Below are 24,369 nucleotides of genomic sequence, written 5' to 3'. Positions count from 1 at the left end.
GGTTCTCCTCAAATCACGCTGCGGCAGTTTCCTCCGCCAACGTTGGGTAGTCGGTATAGCCGACCTCGCCCGGAAAATACCACGTTTGTGGCACCCCCTTATTTGGATTGATGTGCGCGCCCTTCTGGATGCGGTCCACCAGATCGGGGTTGGATATGAACGGACGGCCAAAGCTGATCGCATCGGTCCGGCCCGAAGCAACGTCAGCGGCGGCCTGTTCGGGCGTGTAGTCGCTGTTGAGCACCAGCGGGCCGGTGTAGATCGCGCGAATCACGCTGTCCTGCTGCGGCACGTCGGTTTGACCAAAGGTGCCCTCTGGCCCCGGCTGGCGCAGTTCGACAAAACTCACGCCCACTTCCTGCAACACCCGGGCTGCCTCGCCAAAGGTGGCGGCAGGGTTGCTGTCATCTACCCCTTGCGAATCGCCGTTGGGCGAAAGGCGGATCGATACGCGCTCCTTGCCCCAGACCGAGATCAGGCGCTCCACCACTTCGCGCATCAGGCGCACGCGGTTCTGCGGGCTGCCGCCATACTCGTCATCGCGCAGGTTCGTGCCATCGCGCAGGAACTGGTCGATCAGATAGCCATTGGCTGCGTGGAGTTGCACACCATCGAACCCGGCCTTTTTCGCATTCTCGGCAGCGCGGCCATAATCGTCGATCAGGCGCGGCATCTCGTCGAGAGTCAGCGGCCGTGCGGTGGCGAAATCCTGTTTGCCGGTGGGGGTATGCGCCTGACCGGGCGCGCGCGTGGCTGATGCTGAGACTGGGGGTTGCCCGCCCAGAAAGTCTGGATGCACGATCCGGCCCATGTGCCACATTTGCAGGACGATGCGCCCGCCTGCCTGATGAACCGCCTCAACGATGGGCTTCCACGCTTCGGTCTGTTCGTCATTCCAGATGCCCGGCGCGCTGGGCCAGCCAAGGCCTTCACGGCTGATGCCGGTGGCTTCGGTGATGATCAGCCCGGCGCTGGCGCGCTGGCGATAGTATTCGATCATGATCGGCGTAGGCACGCCTTCGCTAGTGGCGCGGCCACGGGTGAGCGGGGCCATGATAATCCGGTTGGGCGCTTCGATTGCGCCAAGTCGCACGGGCTGGAACAGCGGGTCATGCATGGGTAGGAGGCCTTTCGTTTGAATATCGGCGAAACGCACTGGGTTTCGCTTTGCAACTGGATTAAGGCGCGGCAATGACGAATTCAAGTGACCCAGCCTTGTCATTTCGCCCCGGCCCGAAGCATTTCCTTGCACTGCTGACAGGAAACATTGCGCTGGCTTTGGGGCCGTGGTTCGTGCGCATTGCCGATTCAGGGCCAGTGTCCGCGGGTTTGTGGCGGCTCGCCCTCGCGCTCCCGCTGTTGGCGGCTTTTGCGCTGCGCGGTCGCGAACCGATGTGGGGCTATCCCCGCAAGGACTGGTGGATCATCGTGGCTGCGGGCGTCGTTTTCGCACTCGATCTGGCCAGTTGGCATGTCGGCATCGAACTGACCAAGCTCGGAAATGCCACGCTCTTCGGCAATTCGGGCAGCGTGATCCTGATGGTGTGGGGCCTGGTGACGATGCACCGCCGCCCGCACCTGCGCGAGTTTGCCGCTGTGGCGATGGCGCTCGGCGGCGCGGGCCTGCTGCTTGGCCGCTCGATGGAGATCGATGCACGCACCCTTGCCGGAGACCTGTTCTGTATCCTTGCCGGGCTGTTTTACGTCGTTTATATCCTGCTGGTGCAGGGCATTCGTGGACGCTTCGGTTCGTGGAGCCTGCTGTTCTGGTCAAGCCTTGCCGGCGTTCCGGTGATGCTCGTTACAGCGATCGCGCTGGGCGAACCGGTCTGGCCCACCAACTGGTGGCCGGTGATCGGCCTGATGTTCGCCAGCCAGATCGTAGGCCAAGGCCTGCTGGTCTACTCGCTCCGCCACTTCCCCCCGCTGGTGATCGGCCTCGTCCTGCTCACCCAGCCCGCCGTCTCGGTTCTGGTCGGCTGGCTGGCCTTCAACGAAGTCCTCGCCCTGCCCGACGCGATCGGCATGGCGCTGGTCGGCGCAGCGCTGGTGCTGGCGCGACTGGGCGAGGGCAAGGCGGCTTGAGCTCAGCTTCCGAAAGGCCGCGCCCCCAGATCGCCCAGCCCCACCGTGCCGCTGGCCATTTCGAGCATCCGGTCGAGGCTCTTCTTGGCGGCGATGCGAAGGTCTTCATCCAGCTCGATGCGCGGCTGCAGATCGCGCAGCGCGATGTACAGCTTTTCCATCGTGTTGAGCGCCATGTAGGGGCAGATGTTGCAGTTGCAGTTGCCGTCAGCCCCTGGCGCACCGATGAAAGTCTTTTCGGGGATCGCCAATTGCATCTGGTGGATGATGTGCGGCTCTGTCGCCACGATCAGGGTATCGCCGGTAAAGGTCTTGGCGAATTGCAGGATGCCGCTGGTCGATCCCACATAGTCGCAGTGGTCGATGATGTGCGGCGGGCATTCAGGATGGCCCGCCACCGGCGCACCGGGATGCTGGGCCATCAGTTTGAGCAGCTCGGTTTCCGAGAACGCCTCGTGCACAATGCACACGCCCGGCCACAATAGCATCTCGCGTCCGAACTTGCGGTTCAGGTATCCGCCAAGGTGCCGGTCGGGGCCGAAGATGATCTTCTGTTCTGGCGGGATCTGCGCAAGAATCGTCTCGGCGCTCGATGATGTGACGATCACGTCCGACATTGCCTTCACCTCGGTCGAGCAGTTGATGTAGGTCAGCGCGATGTGATCGGGGTGCGCCTCGCGGAATGCCTTGAACTTGTCGGGCGGGCATGAATCCTCAAGGCTGCACCCGGCGTCCATGTCGGGCAGCACGACGATTTTCTGCGGGGACAGGATCTTGGCCGTATCGGCCATGAACTTCACGCCGCAAAACGCGATCACGTCGGCGTCGGTCGCAGCCGCCTTGCGCGAAAGCTCCAGACTGTCGCCGACGAAATCGGCCAGATCCTGAATTTCCGGGCGCTGGTAATAGTGCGCAAGGATCACCGCATTGCGCTCCTTGCGCAAACGGTCGATCTCGGCACGCAGGTCAAGTCCGGTAAGGTTGGTCGGCTGGGCAGTCATCGCGGCATTCCTCCACCGGCGAGTTGTGCCGGGATCACGCGCGGACTTAAGCGGCAGTCCGGCGTCTCGCAATAGCGTTGGTTATTCGAAAGTGACGTTGACCTTCGCTTTGCCATAGCCCGCCACCTGCAACGGGATCGACACGTTCTGGCTGATCGCCTCTTTTGCCGCCTGCCGGGCAAGGTTCATCAGGATGGGATTGGCTGCCTGCTGCACCGCCTGCGCTTCGGCCAAGCGGGTGTTGTCACGCGTCAGCTTGTCCTGTGCCTCGCGCGTGATCCAGATGCCATCGCGCAAGTACTGCGCCCGCGCTTCGTCGAGGTTCGGGCGGCTTACTGTCAGGGGAGGCAGCTTCACACCCAATGTCTGCGTTTCCGCATTCCAGCTCAGCCGCTCGCGCCCAACCCTGGAAAGATCAATGGTATAGTCCACCCGTGCCGGGATCACCGCAACCTGCTTGGAATTTACCAGCCCGAACATGCGTGAATCGTTGCTGGAAACCACCGGCGCAAGCTCGGCGCTGAACACCGTCAGCTTGTCCTGCTTTTCAAAGGCAACAAGGCTGGTTACCAGCGGGTCGCCGATGTCTTCGGGCTGCCACCACTTCCACGCAAAGAACACGGCAGTGGACAGCGCCACCAGAAACAGCGCCCACGGCAGCAATGAGACCCGCGCCAGCGAAGTCTCGCGCTTTGTGGCAGGGGTGGGCGAAGCGTTCAGGCGGGGATCATCCATCGTTCACCCTCAACGGTCACGCGGCCCTGCCGTTCCAGATCAATCAGATGCGCCTGCACTGAACGCCCGGCTGCGCCATGCAGTCGGGGGTCCAGCCCTTTGTACATCGCGCTTACAAATTCAGGGATGAAATGCGGTCCGCCATCCTCCAGCAGCCGCAGGATCTGGCGCTCGCGCTGCCGCCGATGCCCCATCATGCCGCGCACCAGCTGGCGCGGATTATCGATCTGCGGCCCATGAGCCGGATAGAGCACGCGATCTTCGCGATCATAGAGCTTCTGCAGGCTTGCCATATAGGCCGCCATGTCCCCATCCGGCGGGGAAACCACCGAAGTTGACCAGCCCATCACGTGATCACCAGTAAACAGAGCGCCACTTTCCAGCACCGAATAGCATAAGTGGTTGCTGGTGTGCCCCGGAGTGGCCACCGCTTCCAGCGTCCAGCCATCGCCAGAAAGCCGCTCGCCATCGGCCAGAACGCGGTCAGGCACATAGTCATCGTCAAAGGCGGCATCGGCGCGCGGGCCGTCATCATTCAGTGTCAGCGGCGCGCAACCGATGATCGGGGCGCCGGTCGCTGCCTGCAAGGGGCGCGAGGCCGGGCTGTGATCGCGGTGCGTATGCGTGCAGACAATCGCCGCGATCTTGGCATCGCCCACTGCCGCAATGATTGCCTCTACATGGCCTTCGCTTTCCATGCCGATGGCGTCGCTTATTCCATAAGGCCCCGGATCGATCACTGCCACTTCAGCCCCCGCGCCAACGATATACGTCTGCGTGCCGGTGAACGTGTACGGCGAAGGATTGGGCGCGAGCACGCGCCGCACCAAAGGTTCGAGCTGTTCAGAGCGGCCAACGGGCCATTCGCTGCGATCGGGTATGGGGGGCATTTGGGCCATGCATCCGGTATGGGCATTGTCCTGCTCCCATGCAACCTTGCACAATCTGACCGCGCGTATCAGGGTGGCGTGATGGAAAGCGCAATCGACGTGCCATACGATCTCGCCGTCATCGGCGGCGGGGTGAACGGCGCGGCCATTGCACGCGATGCAACTGGGCGTGGCCTTTCGGTCCTGCTGCTGGAACGCGGCGATCTGGCGCAGGGCACGTCCTCGGCCTCGACCAAGCTGATCCACGGCGGGTTGCGCTATCTTGAGCATCGCGAATTCGCGCTTGTGGCCGAAGCCTTGCACGAACGCGAAATCCTGTGGCGCCAAGCTCCGCACATCATCTGGCCGATGCGCTTCGTCCTGCCTTTCGTGCCCGAAGGCCGCCCCTGGTGGATGCTGCGCACCGGGCTTTGGCTCTATGACAGGATCGGCGGGCGCAAGCTGCTGCCGCCGGCAAAGCGCGTAAAGCTGCAAGGCCGCATGGGGCTGCAATCTGAAATCCGGCGCGGCTATGAATACTCCGATTGCTGGGTGGACGATGCGCGGCTGGTCGTGCTGCTTGCCCGCGATGCGGCGGATCGGGGCGCCGAAGTGCGCACCCGCTGCCCGGTCACCGCGCTGCGCCGCGAAGGGCATCTCTGGCGCATCGAAGCGGGAGCGGAAACATTCCACGCCGCCATGACGATCAACGCCGCAGGCCCGCAAGTGGGCGAATTGCTCGGCATCGCTCACGCTCCAAAACCCGCCACGCTGCGCAAGGTGCGTGGCTCGCACATCGTCGTGCCGCGCCTGCATGACGATCCGCGCGCGCTTTTCCTGCAATTGCCCGATGGCCGCGTGTGCTTTGCAATCCCGTGGCAGCACGCCTTCACGCTGATCGGCACGACCGACAGCGAGGAGGAGGTCGACGCCGATCCGCCACAGATCAGTGAGGCGGAAATCACTTACCTCCTCGATGCCGCCAACCGTCACTTCCGTCGCCAGCTTTCCCGCGATGACGTGGTCTGGACTTTCGCAGGGGTGCGGATGTTGGCAGACGATGGCAACGGCAAGGCGGAAGCTGCCACACGCGGCTATCGCTTTGAACTGGATCGGGGCAGCGATCACCACAGCGCGCCCTTGCTATCGGTGCTCGGCGGCAAGATCACCACGCACCGCACGCTGGCCGAAGCCGCGCTCGAACGCCTCGGCCTGATGGACAATGCGGGATGGACGGCCACCGCCCCGCTTCCCGGTGGTGATTTCCAGCCCGATGGACTGGATGAGGCCGACAATCTCGCCCCGCTCGAACAGGAAATCCACGCTCAGGCGCAGAATCTGTCACGCGCCACGATCCATCGGCTTGCCCGCGCTTATGGCACCGAAGCGCTGGGTTTCGTCCGGGGGGATATGGGGCGGGCGATCGGGCAGGGTTTTACCGAGGCCGAACTGGACCATCTTGTTACCCGCGAATGGGCACAAACCGCGCAGGACGTGTTGTGGCGGCGCTCAAAGCTGGGCTTGTGGTTCAGTGCAGAGGAAGTGGCGCTGCTCGAAAGCATGTTGCCAGCGGCATCATGACGTCAAACAGGCCGTGCAAAATCAGGTAATTACGCGCCAACCGCGTGCGAAAGCCGCTCGCGCAAGCGCCGCACCGCGCTATCGCCACTGATACCCTGCGTGCGCCATGATTGCTCCAGTCGCTGGATACGCTGGTAAAGCCGCTCACTTTCATGGACCAGCACTTGCACGTCCATCGGCAGCGTATCGACCACCGCGGCCTCGCTCGCAGGAAAGTTGGCAATCAAGCGCCCATGGCGGCGCAGTTGCAGTTCGGAAAGCTCGCCTGCAAAGTGCGCGCGGTGATTGAGCAGCCATGCAAGGCAATGCATCACCCGCGTGGTGGTGCGCAGGGCCTCGCAACTCACCTGTACCCGGCGCAAGTCCTCGTCATCCGCACCAGTGGCACGCGCGGTGTCCTGTCGCAGGCGCTCAAACCGCAGGCGCACGGTTTCAGCAAGGCCGAGAGCTTCGGCATAGAGCGCTTCGACGATGCGCGGGTTCAGACTGGGCAGTAAGGCCATGAACAGCGCATAGGCTGCGGCACGGCGGTTCGCCAAGGCTGCAACCAATCTGTAACTGTCCCTTTCCTGAACGTATCTTAACGGGACAGGTCGGGCCTTGGGGTTGATCGACTTATCCCAATGAAATCAGGCGATAATATCAGGGATAAGGTAGTCCTCGATCATCGCGATCTGGTCTTTCAGCAGCAATTTGCGCTTTTTCAGCCGGGCGATCTGCAATTGGTCGCGCGCCCCTGCCAGCGTCAGCGCATCGATTGCCGCATCAAGATCACGGTGCTCGATGCTCAGCGCAGCCAGTCGCTTGCGCATTTCCTCTTCGGTCACTGTACGCCCAACTCCTAGATTCAAGACCGGCCACGCTGAATCGGGTCTTGCGCGCGGCCTACGGTCGAACCCGTAACGCGGACGTCCCGACGTGGTTTGGCTTGCAAGATACGGCGATTGTGGGACCATGACAACGCGCCGCCTGATTGAGTCGGAAACAATCAGCAACGAAGGCATATCAGGCGCCGCCGCCCCGCACGGGGATGGCCTTGTGCGGGTATCTGAAGGGGGCATTCCCTAAAGGAGGAAAACGCATGGAATCGACGCACATCAGCGCTCTCCAGAACAAGCACGCCGGTCTCGAAAGACAGATCCAGATGGAAATGTCCCGGCCCCTCCCTGATGAAACGCTGGTGGCTCAGCTCAAACGAAAGAAGCTGAAGATTAAGGAAGAGATCACCGGTCTCCACTGATCGCGCCGCCTTCCTGAGGCAACACACGGAGCCGCCCTCGATTGGGCGGCTCTTTTGTTTGGTACGCCATTCGCATCCGCGAAAGGCTGGCGGCACCGGCCCGCTCCCTGCAAGCCATGGCTGCGGCTTGCTCACCCATCAGGCAACAAATACCTATCCGTAAAACTTTCCGCACCGCATCGGATTTCACGCAACATTCCCAAATCGCACAGTGTAGGCTAATCACATGCCCATGCTCAGCGCCGTTACCGCCGCCCGTCAGATTCTCACCTCCCTGCACGAGGTTATGGCCTCACGCGCCGGTGCTCAGGCCAAGCTCAACCAGATCGTCGAAGTGATCGGCGAAAACCTCGATTCCGAGGTGTGCTCGATCTACCTTCTGCGCGAAGGGATGCTTGAACTGTTCGCCACGCGCGGCCTCAATCAGGCGGCCGTTCACGTCACGCGCCTCGCCACGGGCGAAGGTCTGGTGGGCACGATTGCGGGCAATGTCGAAACACTCAACCTTGCCGAAGCCGCCGCACACCCTGATTTTGCCTTCCGCCCCGAAACGGGTGAGGAAAAGTTCCATTCGTTCGCAGGCGTGCCCATCGTCCGGCGTGAACGTGCAGTCGGCGTCGTCGCCGTCCAGCATGTCGAACCGCGCCGCTATGAAGAAGTGGAGATTGAGGCGCTGCAGACCGTGGCGATGGTCCTGTCCGAACTGATCGCCAATGCCGAACTGATTGATGATGAAGAAGCGCTGGGCGTTCCTGCACACCTCACCGGGCCAGATCGCCTCACCGGCCTCACGCTGGTCAAGGGCCTCGCCAGCGGCGTGGCCGTGTTCCACCAGCCCCGCGTCACCATCGAACACATCGTCGCCGAAGATACCGAGGCTGAACGCCAGCGCGTCTACCTCGCGTTTGACAAGATGCGCGAACAGATTGATCGCATGGCCAGCCAGGCCGAATTCGGCATGGGTGGTGAGCATGAGGAGGTTCTCGAAACCTACCGCATGTTCGCCTACGACGAAGGCTGGTCACGCCGCATCAATGAAGCGATCGATTCCGGCCTTACCGCCGAAGCTGCGATAGAGCGTGTCCAGCAGCGCACCCGTATGCGGATGCGCCAGATCGATGATCCTCTGCTGGCAGACCGGATGCACGATCTTGAGGATCTGTCGAACCGACTGCTGCGCATCGTTTCAGGCCAGTTGGGCACCGCCGCCACAATGGATCTGAAGGGCGATGCCATCCTTATCGCGCGCAACCTCGGTCCGGCGGAACTGCTGGAATATGACCGGCGGCGCTTGAAGGGCGTCATTCTCGAAGAAGGTTCGCTTACCGCGCACGTCGTCATCGTCGCCCGCGCCATGGGCATTCCGGTGGTCGGCCGGATGCGCGCATTGCGCGGCAAGATCCGCGATGGCGATCACCTGCTGCTTGATGGCGATCAGGGCGTGGTCGATGTACGCGCCGCGCCGACACTGATCGAGGCCTTCGAAGCGCGCTTTGCCAAGAATCGCGAAAGGCAGGCACACTACGCCACCATGCGCGAGGTTGAGCCGTTCAGCCGCGATGGCACCCGCGTCACCGTGCTGATGAACGCGGGCCTGCGTGATGATACGCCGATGCTGAACCTCACCGGCGCGGACGGCATCGGCCTGTTCCGCACCGAATTCCAGTTCCTCGTCTCGGCCACACTCCCTTCGCGTGAACGCCAGACCCGGCTCTACCGCGATGTGCTTGATGCTGCCGGAGACAAGCCGGTGGTGTTCCGCACGGTCGATATCGGCGGCGACAAAGTACTGCCTTATCTGCGCCACAACGAGGGTGAGGCCGAAGAAAACCCTGCCATGGGCTGGCGTGCGCTGCGTGTCGCACTCGAACGCGATGGTCTGTTGAAAGTGCAGGCCCGCGCACTGCTAGAAGCAGCTGGCGGCAAGACGCTCAATGTGATGTTCCCGATGGTCACCGAACCGTGGGAATTCGATGCTGCGAAGGCCGTGTTCGATGGCCAGCTTGCCTTCCTGCGCCAGCGCAAGAAGGTCCTGCCCGAAGCGATCCGCTATGGCGCGATGCTCGAAGTCCCGGCGCTGGCCGAATGGCTCGACGTCCTCGCCCCGCGTCTGTCCTTCCTGTCGATTGGCACCAACGACCTTACGCAGTTCCTCTTCGCCGCCGATCGCGCCAATCCCAAGCTAGCCGAGCGCTACGACTGGCTCAGCCCCGCCATCCTGCGCTTCCTGCGCCGCGTGGTAACCACGGTTGCGCCGTTCGGCACCGATGTCACCGTCTGTGGCGAGATGGGCGGGCGGCGGCTGGAAGCTTTGGCCTTGCTCGGCCTTGGCATCACACGCTTGTCGATCACCCCCGCAGCTGTCGGTCCGGTCAAGGAACTGGTGCGCAAGGTTGATATGGCCGAGATTCAGAGCGCGATGAACCGGTGGCTTGCCGAACCGCCGCACGACATGCGCGCTACGCTCGCCGCATGGGCGTCCGAACGCGGCATCGAGTGCGATTGACGGGACCAAAAGGGCAATTCATCGCCGAAATCTGCCACTTTTCCGTTAACACCGTTGACTTTCGCGGCATTGCAGCGAAGCCTTCATAAACGGTTGCCAAACACTAAGTGAAAATAACGGGAGTCGCGTTTTGACCGAAGCCGGCGGTCTGCAGGCCATTACCAGTACGAGTGACACCCCGATCCCCGCAGGCGAGCCGAAACGCACCGCCGTGGGGCATACTTTGCGTGCCGCGCGCGAAGCAGCGGGCCTCGACATCAAGCAGTTGTCGCAGCGCACCCGCGTCACCAGTCGACATCTTGAAGCGCTGGAAAGCGGCGATTATGCCGCGCTTCCCGGGCGCCCCTATGCCTTGGGCTTCGGCAAAAGCTATGCCCGCGCGGTTGGCCTTGATGCGAACACCGTAACCGATGCCATCCGGGCCGAACTCGACACCCAGGCCCCGCCTCCGCCGCCGCGCGTGATTAACCAGTTCGAAGTCGGCGATCCCGCCAAAACGCCAACGCGCATCACCACTTGGCTGGCGCTTGGCCTCGCCATCATGATTGCGCTGGCCGGGCTGGTGTTCTGGCGCAGCTACTACATGCCATCCGCCGATCTGCCATCGCTGGTCGGCGCGGACGAGGAACCTGCCGCCGCTGCATCGGGCCAGGTTGCCGTCGTGCCATTGCCCAACGCTGCCCCATCAGGCCCGGTGGTGTTCACCTCCACCGAAGAGGCGATCTGGGTCAAATTCTATGACGGGCCGGGCCAGCAGATCCTGCAAAAGCAGCTTGCGATGGGTGAAAGCTTCACCGTGCCCGAAACCGCGCAGAACCCGCAGTTGTGGACCGGCCGCCCCGATGCGCTGAACATCACCATCGGCGGTCAGCCAGTGCCCAAGATTGCTGAACGCGAAGGCATTGTGAAAAACGTGCCGGTCAGCGCTGCGGCACTGCTTGCACGCGGTGCGCCTGCGCCTGCGCCTGCTGCTTCATCTACAACGCCTGCAACCGCGCCGGCTTCAGCGGGAGCGACCGCCAGCCGGGCACCTCGCCCTCGCACGCCTGTCACCAGCAATCGCACGGTCACCCCGGCCGCTGCGCCTGCCGGAGGCGACGTTCAGACTGCCTCTGCTGAAGCGCCCGCTATCGAAAATCCCCCCGCATCCACCGGATTGCGTTGAGCCTATCTCGACTTGCCGCGCGCTCTGGGGCATTGATGCAGCACGGTTAACGCCAAACGGTTTGCCAAACGGTTTGAAGGCGCGCGCAGGGATCGTGTGTGCCTTTGCAACAGGCCTGTGAAACGGGAATGACGATGACTTTCAAACTTCGCGGCACGCTGCCGCTCACCGCGCTTTTCCTCAGCCTTGCGGCTCCGGTCGCGGCCCCGGTCTTTGCGCAATCGTCAGCCCAGGCCGATTCCGAAGTGCGTATGCGCCGGATTGAGGCGGAACTGCGCGCGCTCCAGCGCAAGGTGTTCCCCGATGGCGCGGGCAAAACCTTCGTTCCCGAAATCACCGCCGGGCAAACGCCAGGCACGATCACCGGCACGCCTGCCGCCTCTGCGGTTACCGATATTCTCGCACGGATTGATGCGATGGAAGCGCAGATGGCCCGGCTTACCGCGCAAGTCGAGGAAAGCCAGAACCGGGCGGCCAAACTGGAAGAGCGCCTCGCCCGGCTCGAAGCGGCTGCCGCGCCCCCGTCAGATGCCGTTTCACCGCCTAGCGGTACGGCCACGCCGGTTGCAGCAACTCCGGTTGTCAGCACGCCCAAGCCTGCAACGCCTCCCGCTGCAAAGCCAGCCACGCCACCCGCGTCACGCGTCGCCGCTGTTCAGGCTATCGAAAAGCCGACCACTGCCGATGCAGGCGAAAACGAATACATGTACGGTTTCCGCCTGTGGGAAGCCAAGTTCTATCCCGAAGCGCAGCAGCAGTTGCAAATCTTCGTTGACCGCTATCCCAAGCATAAGCTGATCAGCCATGGTCGCAACTTGCTGGGTCGCGCATGGCTCGATGATGGCAAGCCCGGCACCGCCGCGCAGTTCTTTTTGCAGAACTATCTGGCTGACAAGAAGGGCCTGCGCGCGCCCGACAGCCTGCTCTATCTCGGCAATGCCATGGTCAAGCTGAAGGATACGGAAAAGGCCTGCGGTGCCTATGCGGAAATGGCCGCCACTTATCCTGAAGTGGTCATCGGTCGCCTGAAAACCCAGTATGACGCTGCCCGCGCGTCCGTGAAGTGCAAGTAATGGTCTCGGAAATACGCTGACCGCCGCTGCTGCGCGCTTTGCCGCACAGTGGCAGGCGGTCGCTCCTGCCGGAAAAGTCGGCCTTGCTGTCTCTGGCGGGCCAGACAGCCTCGCCCTCCTGCTGCTGTTCCACGAAGTTGCGCCGCGCAACTTCGCCGTCGCCACGGTCGATCACGGATTGCGTCCCGAAGCTGCTGACGAGGCTGCGATGGTAGCCGCGCACTGTGCGGCGCGCGGCATTCCCCACCACACATTCGCGCTCGCGCTGGCCAGGGGCAGCGCCGTGCAGGAACGTGCCCGCGCCGCTCGCTATGCCGTTCTCGGGCAATGGTGCCATGAACAGGGCCTCGTTGCGCTCATCACTGCGCATCATGCAGATGATCAGGCCGAAACAATGATCATGCGCCTCAATCGCGGGGCCGGTTTGCGTGGTCTTGCCGGAATGCGCTCGCGCGCAAAAGTCCCCGGCTGTGCAGACCTGTCCTTGCTGCGCCCCCTGCTGGACTGGAGACGGGCAGATCTGCTTGCAGTCGTCGAGGCTGCCGGGCTTACGGCCGCAGACGATCCCTCCAATCGCGATTCCACTTTCGAAAGGGTTCGCATTCGCGCCGCCTTGTCGTCATCCGATGCCTTCATCACCAATGGCTTTGCCGACAGTGCCCGCCATCTGGCACAGGCAGATGGCGCGCTCGAATGGGCAGTCGATAACATCTGGCAGGACGTGCAACAGACCGCAGAGGGTTTCACGTGGAACCCTCCGCCCGGCCTGCCGCAAGTCATCGCCATGCGGGTGCTGGAACGCATCCTCGCCGCCTTTGGCAGATGTTTCCCACGTGGACCAAGCCTCGTCCGCTGGCTGGCGACTCTACAAGAAGGGGGCGTCGCCACGCTCGGCGGAATCAAGGGTGATGGCCGCCGCACGCCGTGGCGTTTCACCCGCACGCCAGAACGAAACGACAAAGGCTGATCCGCCTTCAGGGCAGGTCGCTGAAATTCCCTAATCGCGTTATATTGCGATTTACCCGGTCAGCCCTACATTGAACGGGACAGCGCCGTTTTGGCGAATGCGGAAAGACCACCGATGAACGACGACCAGCCTCAGGGCAACCCGTGGATCAAGAGCCTCCTTGTATGGGGCGGTATCTTCCTTGCCCTCCTGCTGGTGGTCTCGATGTTCGGCTCGCGCGTCGATCAGGCATCCACGACCATTCCTTATTCGGCTTTCCGCAGCCAGGTGGCTGATGGCAGTGTGCGCGCGGTAGAGATCGCGCCTGACCGGATCACCGGCACGCTCAAGAACGGTGGGCAGTTCACCACGGTTCCGGTTCCCGGCGATTCCGATCTGCCGCGCCTGCTGCAGGAAAACAGTGTCCAATACGCTGGCAAGGCGGCTGAACAGCCCAATATGCTGATGTGGATCATCGCCAATTCGCTGCCGTTCCTGCTGATCCTCGGCGTCGCGTTCTTCGCGCTGCGTCAGGTGCAGAAGGGCGGCGGTTCGGGCGCGATGGGCTTTGGCAAATCGAAGGCCAAGCTGCTGACCGAACGTTCGGGCAAAGTCACATTCGATGACGTTGCCGGTATCGATGAAGCGCGCGAAGAACTGGAAGAAATCGTCGAATTCCTGCGCGATCCTTCACGCTTTTCCAAGCTTGGCGGCCAGATCCCCAAGGGGGCGCTGCTGGTCGGCTCGCCCGGCACCGGCAAGACGCTGCTGGCCCGCGCCATCGCGGGTGAAGCAGGCGTGCCGTTCTTCACCATTTCGGGTTCGGACTTCGTGGAAATGTTCGTCGGCGTCGGTGCAAGCCGCGTGCGTGACATGTTTGAACAGGCCAAGAAAAACGCGCCGTGCATCGTCTTTATTGATGAAATCGACGCGGTCGGACGTCATCGCGGCCACGGCCTCGGCAATTCCAACGATGAACGCGAACAGACGCTGAACCAGCTTCTGGTCGAAATGGACGGCTTTGAAGCCAACGAAGGCATCATCATCATCGCGGCCACCAACCGCCCCGATGTGCTCGATCCGGCGCTGCTGCGTCCGGGCCGCTTTGACCGTCAGGTCGTGGTGCCGATCCCCGATATCGAAGGCCGCGAAAAAATCCTTTCGGTTCACATGAAGAAGGTGCCCTTGGCACCAGACGTGAATCCGCGCACCATTGCACGCGGCACCCCGGGCTTCTCGGGCGCCGATCTGGCCAACCTCGTCAACGAAGCCGCCCTGCTTGCCGCACGCCGCAACAAGCGTCTGGTCGCCATGCAGGAATTCGAAGACGCCAAGGACAAGGTCATGATGGGGGCGGAACGCCGCTCGATGGTCATGACTGACGACGAAAAGAAGATGACCGCCTATCACGAGGCGGGCCATGCCATCGTCTCGGTCAAGGAACCGGCGTCCGATCCGATCCACAAGGCCACGATCATTCCGCGCGGCCGCGCGCTGGGCATGGTCATGCGCCTGCCTGAGCGGGACAGCTATTCGTACCACCGCGACAAGATGCACGCCAACCTCTCGGTCTCGATGGGTGGGCGCGTGGCTGAAGAACTGATCTTCGGGCATGACAAGGTATCGTCCGGCGCTTCGTCCGACATCCAGTACGCCACCTCGCTGGCGCGCTCGATGATCACCAAGTGGGGCATGTCCGAAAAGCTCGGGCCGCTGCAGTACGAAGACCAGCAGGAAGGCTATCTCGGCATGGGCGGCTCAGCGCGCCTGTTTGCTTCGGACGAGACCAACAAGCTGATCGACAGCGAAATCCGCGGCTTGGTCGATACCGCACACGCCCGCGCGACCGATATTCTCAAGACCAACGAAGACAAGCTGCACCTCCTCGCCCAGGCCCTGCTCGAATACGAGACGCTGACCGGCGATGAGATCAAGGACTTGTTGGAAAACGGCAAGCTGGACCGCCCGCAATCGCCCAGCGGCCCGGCCCGTCCGGTAACGGCACAAGGCTCCGCCGTGCCCCGCGCTGGCAAGAAATTCGGCGGTTCAGCCAGCCCGCAACCGGCCTGATCTTTGGTCAAGTCAAACAAAAGGGCGGGGGGCAACCTCCGCCCTTTTCTTATGCCGCACATCTGGCGCTGAGGCGCGATTTCACCGAACATTAACCTTGTCCGTGCAGTTCGGTTGCGAAGAGGCTACAGGACCGGGCGTGTTTACACCGCGTGATCAGATGATGGCGTTTGCCGGAGCGGGAGGGGGCAGCGGCTTTGGCCTGCGCACCGTGCCACCAGTTGTGCCGGAATCGGGTGCAAATCCGAACAGCACCAAAACGCACCTAAATGCACCTAAACGCACCTTAACCGCCGCAATCGAACGCTGGTGCGCCACCAAAGACCTCGCACCGGACCTTGCCGAGGACATCGGCAGCGCGCGCTGGTTTCGCGGCTTTGGCACGATGCTCGCGCTGGGTGCAGCCGCCGTCCTGATGTGGCCAAACTTCGCGCCGCTCCAGGCCGCACCGCTCACCGCGCTCGACGAATCGTCCATTGATGAATTCCGCGTCCAGGGAATTCGCCCTCTGAGCCTCGGCGCAGACAATGGTCGCCGCATGACCGCGACCCAAGCCGTCATCCCGCTTGCCGCCGCGCCGGAGCGGCCGAGCATTGATCTGACCGCGACGCTGGGCGCGGGCGACAGCTTCCCGCGCATGTTGCAGCGGGCGGGCCTTGCCAGCAGTGACATCGTGCAAGTGCTTGATCTTGTTGGCGGACAGATAAAGCCGGGCACGATCCCGCCCGGCACCCGCTTTGCCATCCGCCTCGGCGCGCGCACATCGCCTGCGCAGCCGCGTCCGCTGGAGGAACTGACCTTCCGCCCTCGCTTCGACCTCGCGCTTCACGTGAAACGCAGCAGCGGCGGCTTGGCACTCGCCACCAACGCCATCGCAGTAGACTCCGCGCCGATGCGCATTCGTGGGATTGTTGGCGGCAGCCTCTACCGCTCGGCCCGCGCCGCCGGTGCGCCGCCGTCCGCGGTGCAGGACTATCTGCGCACGATCGACGATCACATGGGCTTCGAGGAAATCGCACCGGGCGATGAATTCGACCTTGTCTTCGCCAATCGCCGCGCCGCCGATGGTGAGCAGCAGGCGGGCGATCTGATCTATGCCGGTGTGGTCCGCGCGAACAAGCCGGTGCTGCAACTGCTGCGCTGGGGCAAGGACGGCGCGTTCTATTCGCCACAGGGCATGGCCGAAGGTTCGCAGGAAACGACAGGATTCCTTGGTTCCCCGGTCAATGGGCGCATCACATCGAACTTCGGCGCACGCCGCCATCCGATCCTTGGCTATGTGCGGATGCACGCCGGGGTAGACTTCGGCGCGGGCTTTGGCGCGCCGATCTATGCCGCCACCGATGGCCGCGTGAGCATTGCCGGATGGCATGGCGGGCACGGCAATTACGTGCGGCTCGATCATGGCGGCGGCATCGGTACCGGCTATGCGCACATGAGCCGCATTGCAGTGTCATCGGGCATGAACGTGCGGCGCGGGCAAGTGATCGGCTATGTCGGCTCCACTGGCCTGTCCACCGGGCCGCACCTGCATTACGAGATGTACCGCAATGGCCGCACGGTGAACCCGCTGTCGATGACGTCGATTACCCAGCGCGCTACCGTCGATCCGGCGCAACTGGCCGCGTTCAAATCCAAGCTGGCGCAAGTCACGGCGATCCGGGCGAATTCAATCCGGTGATTGCGGCCGCTAGGCCGGTTCGCTAGGCCTTGTCCCATGTCCAGCTATCCCCTGACTCGCCTGCGCCGCACCCGTGCCACTGCATGGAGCCGCGCACTGCACCGCGAAGTGCTTGTCACGCCCGCAGATCTGATCTGGCCGCTGTTCGTGACCGAAGGGCAGGGCGTGGAAGACCCGATCCTTTCGCTCCCCGGCGTATCGCGCTGGTCGGTGGACGGGATCGTGGCGCGCGCAAAGGAAGCCGTCGCGCTCGGCATTCCCTGCCTTGCCCTGTTTCCTAACACTCAGCCTGATCGCCGCAGCGAAGATGGCAGGGAAGCGCTAAATCCCGATAACCTGATGTGCCGCGCCATCCGTGCGATCAAGGATGCCTGCGGGGATGACATCGGCGTGCTGACCGACGTCGCGCTCGATCCCTATACCAGTCACGGGCAGGACGGGCTGATCGATGACGCGGGCTATGTCCTGAACGATGCGACGGTTGAAGTGCTGGTCGGTCAGAGCCTCAATCAGGCCGCAGCGGGGGCTGACGTGATCGCCCCGTCCGACATGATGGACGGCCGCATCGGCGCGATCCGCGAGGCGCTGGAGGATGCAGGCCACGCCAATGTGCAGATCATGTCCTATGCCGCCAAGTATGCCTCGGCCTTCTACGGCCCGTTCCGCGATGCCGTGGGATCGAGCGGGCTGCTGAAAGGCAACAAGAAAACCTACCAGATGGACCCGGGCAATGCCGAAGAGGCGCTGCGCGAGGTGGAAATGGATCTGGCCGAAGGCGCGGACAGCGTGATGGTGAAGCCGGGGCTGCCTTATCTCGATATCGCTGTGCGCGTGAAGCAGGCCTTCGGCGTGCCCGTCTTCGCCTATCAGGTGAGCGGGGAGTACGCGATGATCGAAGCGGCGGTTGCTGCTGGCGCGGCTGACCGCGATGCGATGGTGCTGGAAACCCTGCTGGCGTTCAAACGCGCGGGCTGTTCTGGCGTGCTGACGTACCACGCTGCCCATGCGGCACGATTGATGGGGGCTTGAAGCGATGTATTCCGATGTTTCGATCATCACGCTGAACGGCAAGACCCCGCGTATCCATGAATCGGCTTTCATTGCGCCGGGATGCCGGATCATTGGCGATGTGGAGATCGGGCCGGAAGTTTCGATCTGGTACAATTGCGTGCTGCGCGGGGATGTGAACCACATCCGCATCGGCGCGCGCAGCAATGTGCAGGACGGCAGCGTGATCCATGTCGATAGCCCCGCGCCGGGCAAGCCCGATGGCTTTCCCACGATCATCGGTGAGGATGTGCTGATCGGCCATCTGGCGATGGTGCATGGCTGCGTGATTGAGGATCGCGGTTTCGTGGGGCTCGGCGCCATCGTGATGAGCGGTGCGGTGATCGAGAGCGACGGGATGCTGGCGGCAGGCGCGATGCTGACCGGGGGCAAGCGCATTGGCGCGCGGCAACTGTGGGGCGGGCGTCCGGCGGCCTATATGCGCGATCTGACCGACGCGGCGCTGGTGGATATGCAGCGCGGGGTGCAGCATTATGTCCTCAATGGGCAGGCGCATAAGGCAGCCGTACTTGGCACGACCGAAGGCTGATCTGCCCACCGCCGCCGCGCTGTTGGCGCTGGCCGATGGCGAGGGGCGGCTGGCGGTGCGCGTGACGCCGGGCGCGCGCAGTGAGGGTGTGGAGATCGTTGACGGCAAGGTGCTGGTGAAAGTCCGCACTAAACCGGAGGACGGCAAGGCCAGCGCGGCGGTGCTGGCATTGTTGGCACAGGCGCTGGGGGTTGCGCCTTCAAAGATCGAAATGTTGCGCGGCGCAACTTCGCGCGAGAAGCTGTTCAGGATTCCCCAAGACTGACATCAGACGGAAGCCTGAACGCGATGGCTACCATGCCGGCGCAATAGGCAGCGGCAAGCCACAGGCAGCCCATCGGCAGGCGATCCTGCAGAAACGCGCCCAACACTGCGCCTGCGAGCAATCCGCCCCACAGGCTCGCCCAGGAAGTCCACCCGCTGTTTGGCTGACCGGCGAGGGCGTTGGCAAGGCCTTGACCCAGCTTGACCAGCGCGCCGGTCATGTAGGTAAGGCCCACGCTGACCTCACCACCGCGCTGGAATGTGTTGTTGAGCGCGCCCATGGCCACAACCATGCCACCCAGCAGCAGCACGGGCAGGCCCAGCATACGCCCACACGCTGCCGCCAGCAGCATGAGCGCTACAAATGCCAGCACCACGGGTTTGCGCAAGGTGCCTGCCCAGCGCGACAGCAGCGCGCCGCCCGTGACGCCACCAAGGAAGCCCGCGATCAGAACAGCGGGCATGGCTGCACGCGCCGGATCTGTGCCGAGCGAGACACCAAGGCGCGTGGAGTTGCCCGACATGAACGAGACGAAATAACCGTCCGCAGAGAGGAACCCCACCGCATCGATGAACCCGGCCATTGCGGCAAGGGCGATGGCAAAAAGGCGGCGCGGGCGATCGTACTGGATCATGGGAGCAAGCTTATCCTACACTCCAGTTACAACAAAGCCCGCTCACCCTGAGCCTGTCGAAGGGTGATAGCGCGACTCAAGTGCCAGATGCTTCGACAAGCTCAGCATGAGCGGGAATTGAACAATCTGAATCTGATTTTGTGAGCGGTGCATAGACGGGATTGAGCAGATCAATCCAGCGCCATGCCTTTGGCCATGCGCGCCAAGACGTCCGTCATGGCGTCGGCAATTTCGCGATTGTCAGGTGCCGCATCGGCAATGGCACGGGCCATGCAATCGGCCCACTGGCCAGCGGTCTTATGTGTGATCGGAAAGGGTTTGTGCATCGACATCATGCATTTGCCGGGGTTCGCCTCGAACCACTGGCGCGGGCCACCGCACCAGCCTGAAAGGAAACCGGGCAAGGATTCGCGCATGGGGGCAAGATCTGCCGCGTGCATGGCGCGCAGGGCCTTGTAGGCCGGGTCACTGTCCATCAAGTCATAGAAGCGGTCGGTGATGCGGCGCAAGACGTCGCTGCCGCCGATACGGTCATAAGGTGAGGCTGCTTCTGCTTGTGTGGCCAAGGGTCTGCTCCGGCTGGGAATCGGGAGTCTTTGCTGTGCCGCCTAGTGCGCAAAGCGACATTGACCGGTGTCAATTGCTGGTTGGAAGCGCCTTTGTCGCGAGACTTGCCGCCATACCGCCAAACACTGCCCCAAGCGCGAGGTTGGTGGCCACGGCATCCCATTGGTGATGGCGGGTCCATTCGCTGCCGGTGCGCAGTGAAACCCAAGCCAGTTTGCCCAGAGCCAAAGCAGGCGCGGCCAGCAGGATGCTGTACATTTTCGTTCTCTCCCCGTTGTTTACTGCACAACGGGAATGGTTAGCCGAGGTTCCTGCCCCGCTTCCGCTCATCCTGAGCCTGTCGAAGGATGCTCGCACCGGGTCAGCATCCTTCGACAGGCTCAGGATGAGCGGGGGTGAGTTGGCGTCAGCGGTTCAATCTGCGATCAGGGCTTTCAGCGTATCGAGCCGGTCCGCCTCGTGCGCGGGCTTGTCTGGTGCGGATTCGGCTGATGCGGGGGAAGCGCATGGCGACGCCCGATTTGTGGCGCTTGCTGGTGTGGACCGAATCGAACGCGACTTCGAACACCAGCGACTTGTCGGTCTCGCGCACCGGGCCGAATTTGCCCACGGTATGCTGGCGGACGTGGCGGTCGAGGAATTTCAGCTCCTCGTCGGTGAAGCCGAAGTAGGCCTTACCCACCGGCAGGAGTTCGGCCCCGGCATCGGGATCGCCATTCCAGCAACCGAAGGTGAAATCGGAATAGAACGACGAGCGCTTTCCGCTGCCGCGCTGCGCATACATCAGCACGCAATCGATCAGCAGCGGATCACGCTTCCATTTGTACCATAAGCCCGTGCGGCGGCCTGCGACATAGGGCGAATCGCGGCGTTTGAGCATGACGCCCTCGATGGCCTCATCGCGCGCGCGGCTGCGGATTTCGGCCAGATCGTCGAAGTCCTTGGCGGGGATGACCTGCGATATGTCGAAACGGGTGGCGTCAAGACGCGGGACGAGCGCTTCCAATCGGGTGCGGCGCTGCTCCCACGCCCATTCGCGCAGGTCCTCGCCGTCTTCGATCAGCAGGTCGTAAAGGCGGACGAAAGCGGGGGCTTCGGCCAGCATCGCCTTCGATACGATCTTGCGGCCAAGGCGCTGTTGCAGCGCGTTGAAGCTGGCCGCGCCGCCGGTTTCGCCGCCCTGATGCGCGCCGCGCACCAGCAGTTCGCCATCCAGCACGCAGGGGGTGGTGAGCGCGGCGGTGACTTCGGGGAAAGTTGCGGAAATGTCATCGCCGCTGCGCGAATAGACGCGGGTTTCTCCTGCGACATGGACGATCTGAACGCGGATGCCGTCCCACTTCCATTCGGCGGCATATTGGGAAAGGTCGAGGCTTTCGGCTTCGAGCGGGTGGGCGAGCATGAAGGGGCGGAACAGCGGGAGCAGATCGGTGCGGGGCGGGGGCGCGCCGTTCGCGGCCCAGTCGAACAGGGGGGCATAGGGCGGTGACTGGCCGTGCCAGTATTCCTCAACGTCCTCCACGCTGACGGTGAAGGCCTGCGCAAATGCGACTTTGGCGAGGCGCGCGGAGATGCCGATGCGCATGGCGCCGGTCGCAAGCTTCAGCAAAGCATAGCGACCGTTGACGTCAAGACGGTCAAGCAAGTCGGCCAGAATCGTCGGCGCGGTGGTGCGGGTGGTGGCGTGGAGCGTGGCGACGACTTCGGCCACGGTGGGGGCGGCGAGGCGTTCGCCGAAAGGTTCGGGCCAGAGCAGGCTGGCGGTTTCGGCCGTATCGCCCACGTATTCGCGGCTCAACGTCCACAGCACCGGATCGACCCGCTCGGCCATCAGGCTGCGGATCAGGCTGGCTTTTACGGCGGGGAAGTCCAGCCCATCGGTCAGCGCGGCGAGCGCCCAGCCCCGGTCAGGGTCGGGCGTTTCGTGCAGGTAATCGGCCAGCAGTGCCAGCTTGGCATTGCGCGATGGGGTGAGGGCGAGCGCGTCGAGCAGGGCGGCGAAGCGCTCCATCAGTCGTCCTCATCCTCATACCCCACCAGAGCCAGCGCGCGGGCCTTGCGCTGGGTGAGTTCGCACCAGCGCAGCAGCGCTTCCTCGCGGCCGTGGGTGACCCAGGTCTCGGTGGGGTTCACCTGCGTGATGGTCTGGGTCAGTTCGTCCCAGTCGGCATGGTCGGAGATGATCAGCGGCAGTTCGACGCCGCGCTGGCGGGCACGCTGGCGCACGCGCATCCAGCCTGACGCCATGGCGGTGACTGGATCGGGCAGGCGGCGGCTCCAGCGGTCGTTCAGGGCAGAGGGCGGGCAGATGACGATGCTGTTGGCCAGCGCAGCCTTGGGCACGCCGGCGACGGGTTGCAGATCGCCGAGATCGACGCCGTGGTCTTCGTAAAGGCGGCACATGCGCTCCATCGCGCCGTGGAGCCAGATCGTGTCGGCGAAACCCGCCGCGCGCAATTCGGCGATCACCCGCTGTGCCTTGCCCAGGGCATAGGCGCCGACGAGGACGCAGCGGCCTTGGTCGTTCTCTCGCGCGGCGAGGAGTTTGGCCATTTCATCGGCAATCGGCGGATGGCGGAAGACGGGAAGGCCAAAGGTCGCCTCGGTCACGAAGACGTCGCAGGGGGTGACTTGAAACGGTGGGCACGTGGGATCGGCGCGGCGCTTGTAATCGCCCGTCACGATCACCCGCTCGCCTGCGTGTTCGAGCAGGATCTGAGCCGAGCCGAGCACGTGGCCAGCGGGGACATAGGTGGCTTTCACGCCGCCCTTAAGCGTGACCGTCTCGCCATAGGCCACGGGCGTCGAGCCGGTTTCGAGAACGCCATAGCGCAGCGCCATGATCGCCAGCGTTTCAGGCGTGGCGACGGTGAGGCCGTGGCCGCCGCGCGCATGATCGGCGTGGCCGTGGGTGACCAGCGCCGTATCCACTGCGCGGGCGGGATCAATCCACGCGTCGGCGGGGACGATGTGGAGGCCGAAAGGTTCGGGTTTGAGCCAGGAGAAGGGCGGGGCCATCGTCATGAAATGGACGGTTCGGCCTTTGGGTTCCAGTGCCCTTCATGCCGTGAAGTCGCGCGGCGCAACTTTCAGTTAGAAAAGTGGTTCGCGCAGAGACGCAGAGGAAGCAGAGAGCGCGGAGAAGCAGAATTGGAACGGCTGCGCCATAGGCAGCTTTTTCCTTCCCTGCGTTCTCTGCTTCCTCTGCGCCTCTGCGCGAAACCCCTTCTTTTCAAAGAAAAAGGCCCACCCCGAGAGGCAGGCCTTGATCTTTGCCAGCAAGCCGAAGCTTATTCAGCTTCGTCGGTGTTAGGCTGTTCGACAGCGGCAGAACCAGCCTTGCCCTTGCGGGCTTTCTTCTTGACCAGCTTCGGCGCGGCCGGGGTCAGCTCGAACGAGAGCGCGTCTTCCTTCAGGCTGACGTGGACTTCGCCGCCATTGGCCAGTTTGCCGAACAGCAGTTCTTCGGCCAGCGGCTTCTTGACCTTCTCCTGAATCAGGCGGGCCATGGGCCTTGCGCCATAAAGCTTGTCATAGCCCTTCTTGGCCAGCCAAGCGCGCGCATCGGCATCGAACTGGATATGCACGTTCTGGTCGGCCAGCTGCAGTTCCAGCTGCAGCATCGAGGCGGTTGCGGAATTCGGGGGTGAACATCTTCTTCACCGCTTCATCGCCCGCGTCGGCCTTCGACACGTCGCCAAAGCCGATGCCCTGACGCGCCATGTCCGATGCGCCCGCGTTGGTGGTCATGATCAGCACCACGTTGCGGAAATCCACCGTCTTGCCGTGGTGGTCGGTCAGGCGTCCGTTGTCCATCACCTGCAGCAGGATGTTGAACAGATCGGGGTGCGCCTTCTCGATCTCGTCGAGCAGCAGCACGCAGTGCGGCTGCTGATCGATGGCGTCGGTGAGCAGCCCGCCCTGATCGAAGCCGACATAGCCCGGAGGCGCACCGATCAGGCGCGAGACCGAGTGGCGCTCCATGTATTCGGACATGTCGAAGCGCTGCAGCGGGATACCCATGATCTGGGCAAGGCTGCGCGCCACTTCGGTCTTGCCGACGCCAGTCGGGCCGCTGAACAGGAACGAGCCGATGGGCTTGTCCGCATCGCGCAGGCCAGCGCGGGAAAGCTTCATGGCCGAAGACAGCACTTCGATGGCGCGATCCTGTCCGAACACCAGACGCTTCAGATCCCGGTCAAGATGTTCGAGCACCTTCTTGTCGTCGCTCGACACCGATTTGGGCGGGATGCGCGCCATCGTGGCGATGACCTGTTCGATCTCGCGCGCGGTGATGGTCTTCTTGCGCTTCGAAGGCGGCACCAGCATCTGCATCGCGCCCACTTCGTCGATC

The 24,369-nt window shown here is 63.2% G+C and carries 22 protein-coding genes and 2 pseudogenes; 12 read left to right on the top strand and 12 right to left on the bottom strand.

Annotated features, from left to right (window positions below; genetic code table 11):
- Positions 1 to 13: 13 nt before the first annotated feature.
- Positions 14 to 1,117 carry an alkene reductase gene (locus B7X90_RS09630; RefSeq protein ID WP_292623960.1) on the bottom strand — a complete coding sequence of 368 codons (1,104 nt, stop codon included), beginning with the start codon at positions 1,115 to 1,117 and terminating at the stop codon, positions 14 to 16.
- Positions 1,118 to 1,191: 74 nt separating this feature from the next.
- On the opposite strand from B7X90_RS09630, the gene B7X90_RS09625 reads away from it, so the two are divergent.
- Positions 1,192 to 2,085, top strand: a complete 894-nt coding sequence (locus tag B7X90_RS09625) for a DMT family transporter (protein WP_292623958.1) — start codon at positions 1,192 to 1,194, stop codon at positions 2,083 to 2,085.
- 2 nt (positions 2,086 to 2,087) lie between these two features.
- Here B7X90_RS09625 and nadA read toward each other — a convergent pair whose 3' ends face one another.
- The 3 genes from nadA to B7X90_RS09610 form a co-directional block, all read right to left on the bottom strand.
- Complete coding sequence (gene nadA / locus B7X90_RS09620; RefSeq protein WP_292623956.1) at positions 2,088 to 3,086, bottom strand: quinolinate synthase NadA; 999 nt, start codon at positions 3,084 to 3,086, stop codon at positions 2,088 to 2,090.
- 81 nt (positions 3,087 to 3,167) lie between these two features.
- The gene (locus B7X90_RS09615; RefSeq protein ID WP_292623953.1) at positions 3,168 to 3,821 is read right to left on the bottom strand and encodes a DUF4230 domain-containing protein; all 654 of its coding nucleotides are present in this window, start codon (positions 3,819 to 3,821) and stop codon (positions 3,168 to 3,170) included.
- The gene (locus tag B7X90_RS09610; protein WP_292623950.1) at positions 3,803 to 4,711 is read right to left on the bottom strand and encodes an MBL fold metallo-hydrolase; all 909 of its coding nucleotides are present in this window, start codon (positions 4,709 to 4,711) and stop codon (positions 3,803 to 3,805) included. The genes B7X90_RS09615 and B7X90_RS09610 overlap by 19 nt, the downstream gene beginning before the upstream one ends.
- Positions 4,712 to 4,792: 81 nt before the next feature.
- Between B7X90_RS09610 and B7X90_RS09605 the strand changes: the two genes are divergently transcribed.
- On the top strand, positions 4,793 to 6,271 hold the full coding sequence (locus tag B7X90_RS09605; RefSeq protein WP_292623947.1) for a glycerol-3-phosphate dehydrogenase: 1,479 nt from the start codon (positions 4,793 to 4,795) through the stop codon (positions 6,269 to 6,271).
- A gap of 29 nt (positions 6,272 to 6,300) precedes the next feature.
- Here B7X90_RS09605 and B7X90_RS09600 read toward each other — a convergent pair whose 3' ends face one another.
- Both B7X90_RS09600 and B7X90_RS09595 read right to left on the bottom strand, forming a co-directional pair.
- The gene (locus tag B7X90_RS09600; protein WP_292623945.1) at positions 6,301 to 6,810 is read right to left on the bottom strand and encodes a DUF1465 family protein; all 510 of its coding nucleotides are present in this window, start codon (positions 6,808 to 6,810) and stop codon (positions 6,301 to 6,303) included.
- 90 nt (positions 6,811 to 6,900) lie between these two features.
- Positions 6,901 to 7,098 (bottom strand): DUF465 domain-containing protein, encoded by a 198-nt coding sequence (locus B7X90_RS09595; protein WP_292623943.1) that lies wholly within the window; start codon positions 7,096 to 7,098, stop codon positions 6,901 to 6,903.
- A gap of 254 nt (positions 7,099 to 7,352) precedes the next feature.
- Here B7X90_RS09595 and B7X90_RS09590 point away from each other — a divergent pair, with 254 nt between their 5' ends.
- The 10 genes from B7X90_RS09590 to B7X90_RS09545 all read left to right on the top strand — a co-directional run bounded on the left by B7X90_RS09590 (position 7,353) and on the right by B7X90_RS09545 (position 18,814).
- Positions 7,353 to 7,511 (top strand): DUF465 domain-containing protein, encoded by a 159-nt coding sequence (locus tag B7X90_RS09590; RefSeq protein ID WP_292623941.1) that lies wholly within the window; start codon positions 7,353 to 7,355, stop codon positions 7,509 to 7,511.
- 232 nt (positions 7,512 to 7,743) lie between these two features.
- Positions 7,744 to 10,017 carry a phosphoenolpyruvate--protein phosphotransferase gene (gene ptsP / locus B7X90_RS09585; RefSeq protein WP_292623987.1) on the top strand — a complete coding sequence of 758 codons (2,274 nt, stop codon included), beginning with the start codon at positions 7,744 to 7,746 and terminating at the stop codon, positions 10,015 to 10,017.
- A 130-nt stretch (positions 10,018 to 10,147) separates the two neighbouring features.
- Entirely contained in the window at positions 10,148 to 11,182 is a 1,035-nt protein-coding gene (locus tag B7X90_RS09580) for a helix-turn-helix domain-containing protein (protein ID WP_292623939.1), read from the top strand.
- Between the two features lie 134 nt (positions 11,183 to 11,316).
- Positions 11,317 to 12,255, top strand: coding sequence for a tetratricopeptide repeat protein (locus B7X90_RS09575; protein ID WP_292623937.1), 939 nt, complete (start codon positions 11,317 to 11,319; stop codon positions 12,253 to 12,255).
- A gap of 16 nt (positions 12,256 to 12,271) precedes the next feature.
- A complete protein-coding gene (gene tilS, locus B7X90_RS09570; RefSeq protein WP_366409679.1) occupies positions 12,272 to 13,222 on the top strand; it encodes a tRNA lysidine(34) synthetase TilS in 951 nt (316 codons plus the stop codon).
- Positions 13,223 to 13,336: 114 nt separating this feature from the next.
- Entirely contained in the window at positions 13,337 to 15,271 is a 1,935-nt protein-coding gene (gene ftsH, locus B7X90_RS09565) for an ATP-dependent zinc metalloprotease FtsH (protein WP_292623934.1), read from the top strand.
- 139 nt (positions 15,272 to 15,410) lie between these two features.
- Entirely contained in the window at positions 15,411 to 16,952 is a 1,542-nt protein-coding gene (locus B7X90_RS09560) for a M23 family metallopeptidase (protein WP_292623931.1), read from the top strand.
- Between the two features lie 36 nt (positions 16,953 to 16,988).
- Positions 16,989 to 17,981: a porphobilinogen synthase gene (gene hemB, locus B7X90_RS09555; RefSeq protein WP_292623928.1), complete on the top strand. Its 993-nt coding sequence runs from the start codon at positions 16,989 to 16,991 to the stop codon at positions 17,979 to 17,981.
- Positions 17,982 to 17,985: 4 nt separating this feature from the next.
- On the top strand, positions 17,986 to 18,549 hold the full coding sequence (locus tag B7X90_RS09550) for a gamma carbonic anhydrase family protein (protein WP_292623925.1): 564 nt from the start codon (positions 17,986 to 17,988) through the stop codon (positions 18,547 to 18,549).
- Positions 18,530 to 18,814 (top strand): DUF167 family protein, encoded by a 285-nt coding sequence (locus tag B7X90_RS09545; protein ID WP_292623924.1) that lies wholly within the window; start codon positions 18,530 to 18,532, stop codon positions 18,812 to 18,814. Before B7X90_RS09550 ends, B7X90_RS09545 begins: the two co-directional genes overlap by 20 nt.
- Here B7X90_RS09545 and B7X90_RS09540 read toward each other — a convergent pair.
- The 6 genes and pseudogenes from B7X90_RS09540 to B7X90_RS09515 all read right to left on the bottom strand — a co-directional run.
- Positions 18,795 to 19,448 (bottom strand): YoaK family protein, encoded by a 654-nt coding sequence (locus tag B7X90_RS09540; protein WP_292623922.1) that lies wholly within the window; start codon positions 19,446 to 19,448, stop codon positions 18,795 to 18,797. The two genes, B7X90_RS09545 and B7X90_RS09540, sit on opposite strands and share 20 nt — an antisense overlap.
- A 170-nt stretch (positions 19,449 to 19,618) precedes the next feature.
- Positions 19,619 to 20,014: a group II truncated hemoglobin gene (locus tag B7X90_RS09535; RefSeq protein WP_292623920.1), complete on the bottom strand. Its 396-nt coding sequence runs from the start codon at positions 20,012 to 20,014 to the stop codon at positions 19,619 to 19,621.
- A 70-nt stretch (positions 20,015 to 20,084) separates the two neighbouring features.
- Positions 20,085 to 20,273 (bottom strand): hypothetical protein, encoded by a 189-nt coding sequence (locus B7X90_RS09530; RefSeq protein WP_292623919.1) that lies wholly within the window; start codon positions 20,271 to 20,273, stop codon positions 20,085 to 20,087.
- Positions 20,274 to 20,429: 156 nt separating this feature from the next.
- Positions 20,430 to 22,026: pseudogene (locus tag B7X90_RS09525) on the bottom strand (cisplatin damage response ATP-dependent DNA ligase).
- Complete coding sequence (locus B7X90_RS09520; protein ID WP_292623985.1) at positions 22,026 to 23,033, bottom strand: ligase-associated DNA damage response exonuclease; 1,008 nt, start codon at positions 23,031 to 23,033, stop codon at positions 22,026 to 22,028. The pseudogene B7X90_RS09525 and the gene B7X90_RS09520 overlap by 1 nt, the downstream one beginning before the upstream one ends.
- Before the next feature lie 272 nt (positions 23,034 to 23,305).
- A pseudogene (locus B7X90_RS09515) lies at positions 23,306 to 24,369 on the bottom strand (AAA family ATPase); the annotation flags it as partial.

It is taken from the genome of Novosphingobium sp. 17-62-19 (assembly GCF_002256775.1).
In the GTDB taxonomy this organism is placed as follows: domain Bacteria; phylum Pseudomonadota; class Alphaproteobacteria; order Sphingomonadales; family Sphingomonadaceae; genus Novosphingobium.
The sequence above is the reverse complement of the archived record's forward strand: the minus strand, read 5'-3'. Positions and strand labels throughout refer to the sequence as shown.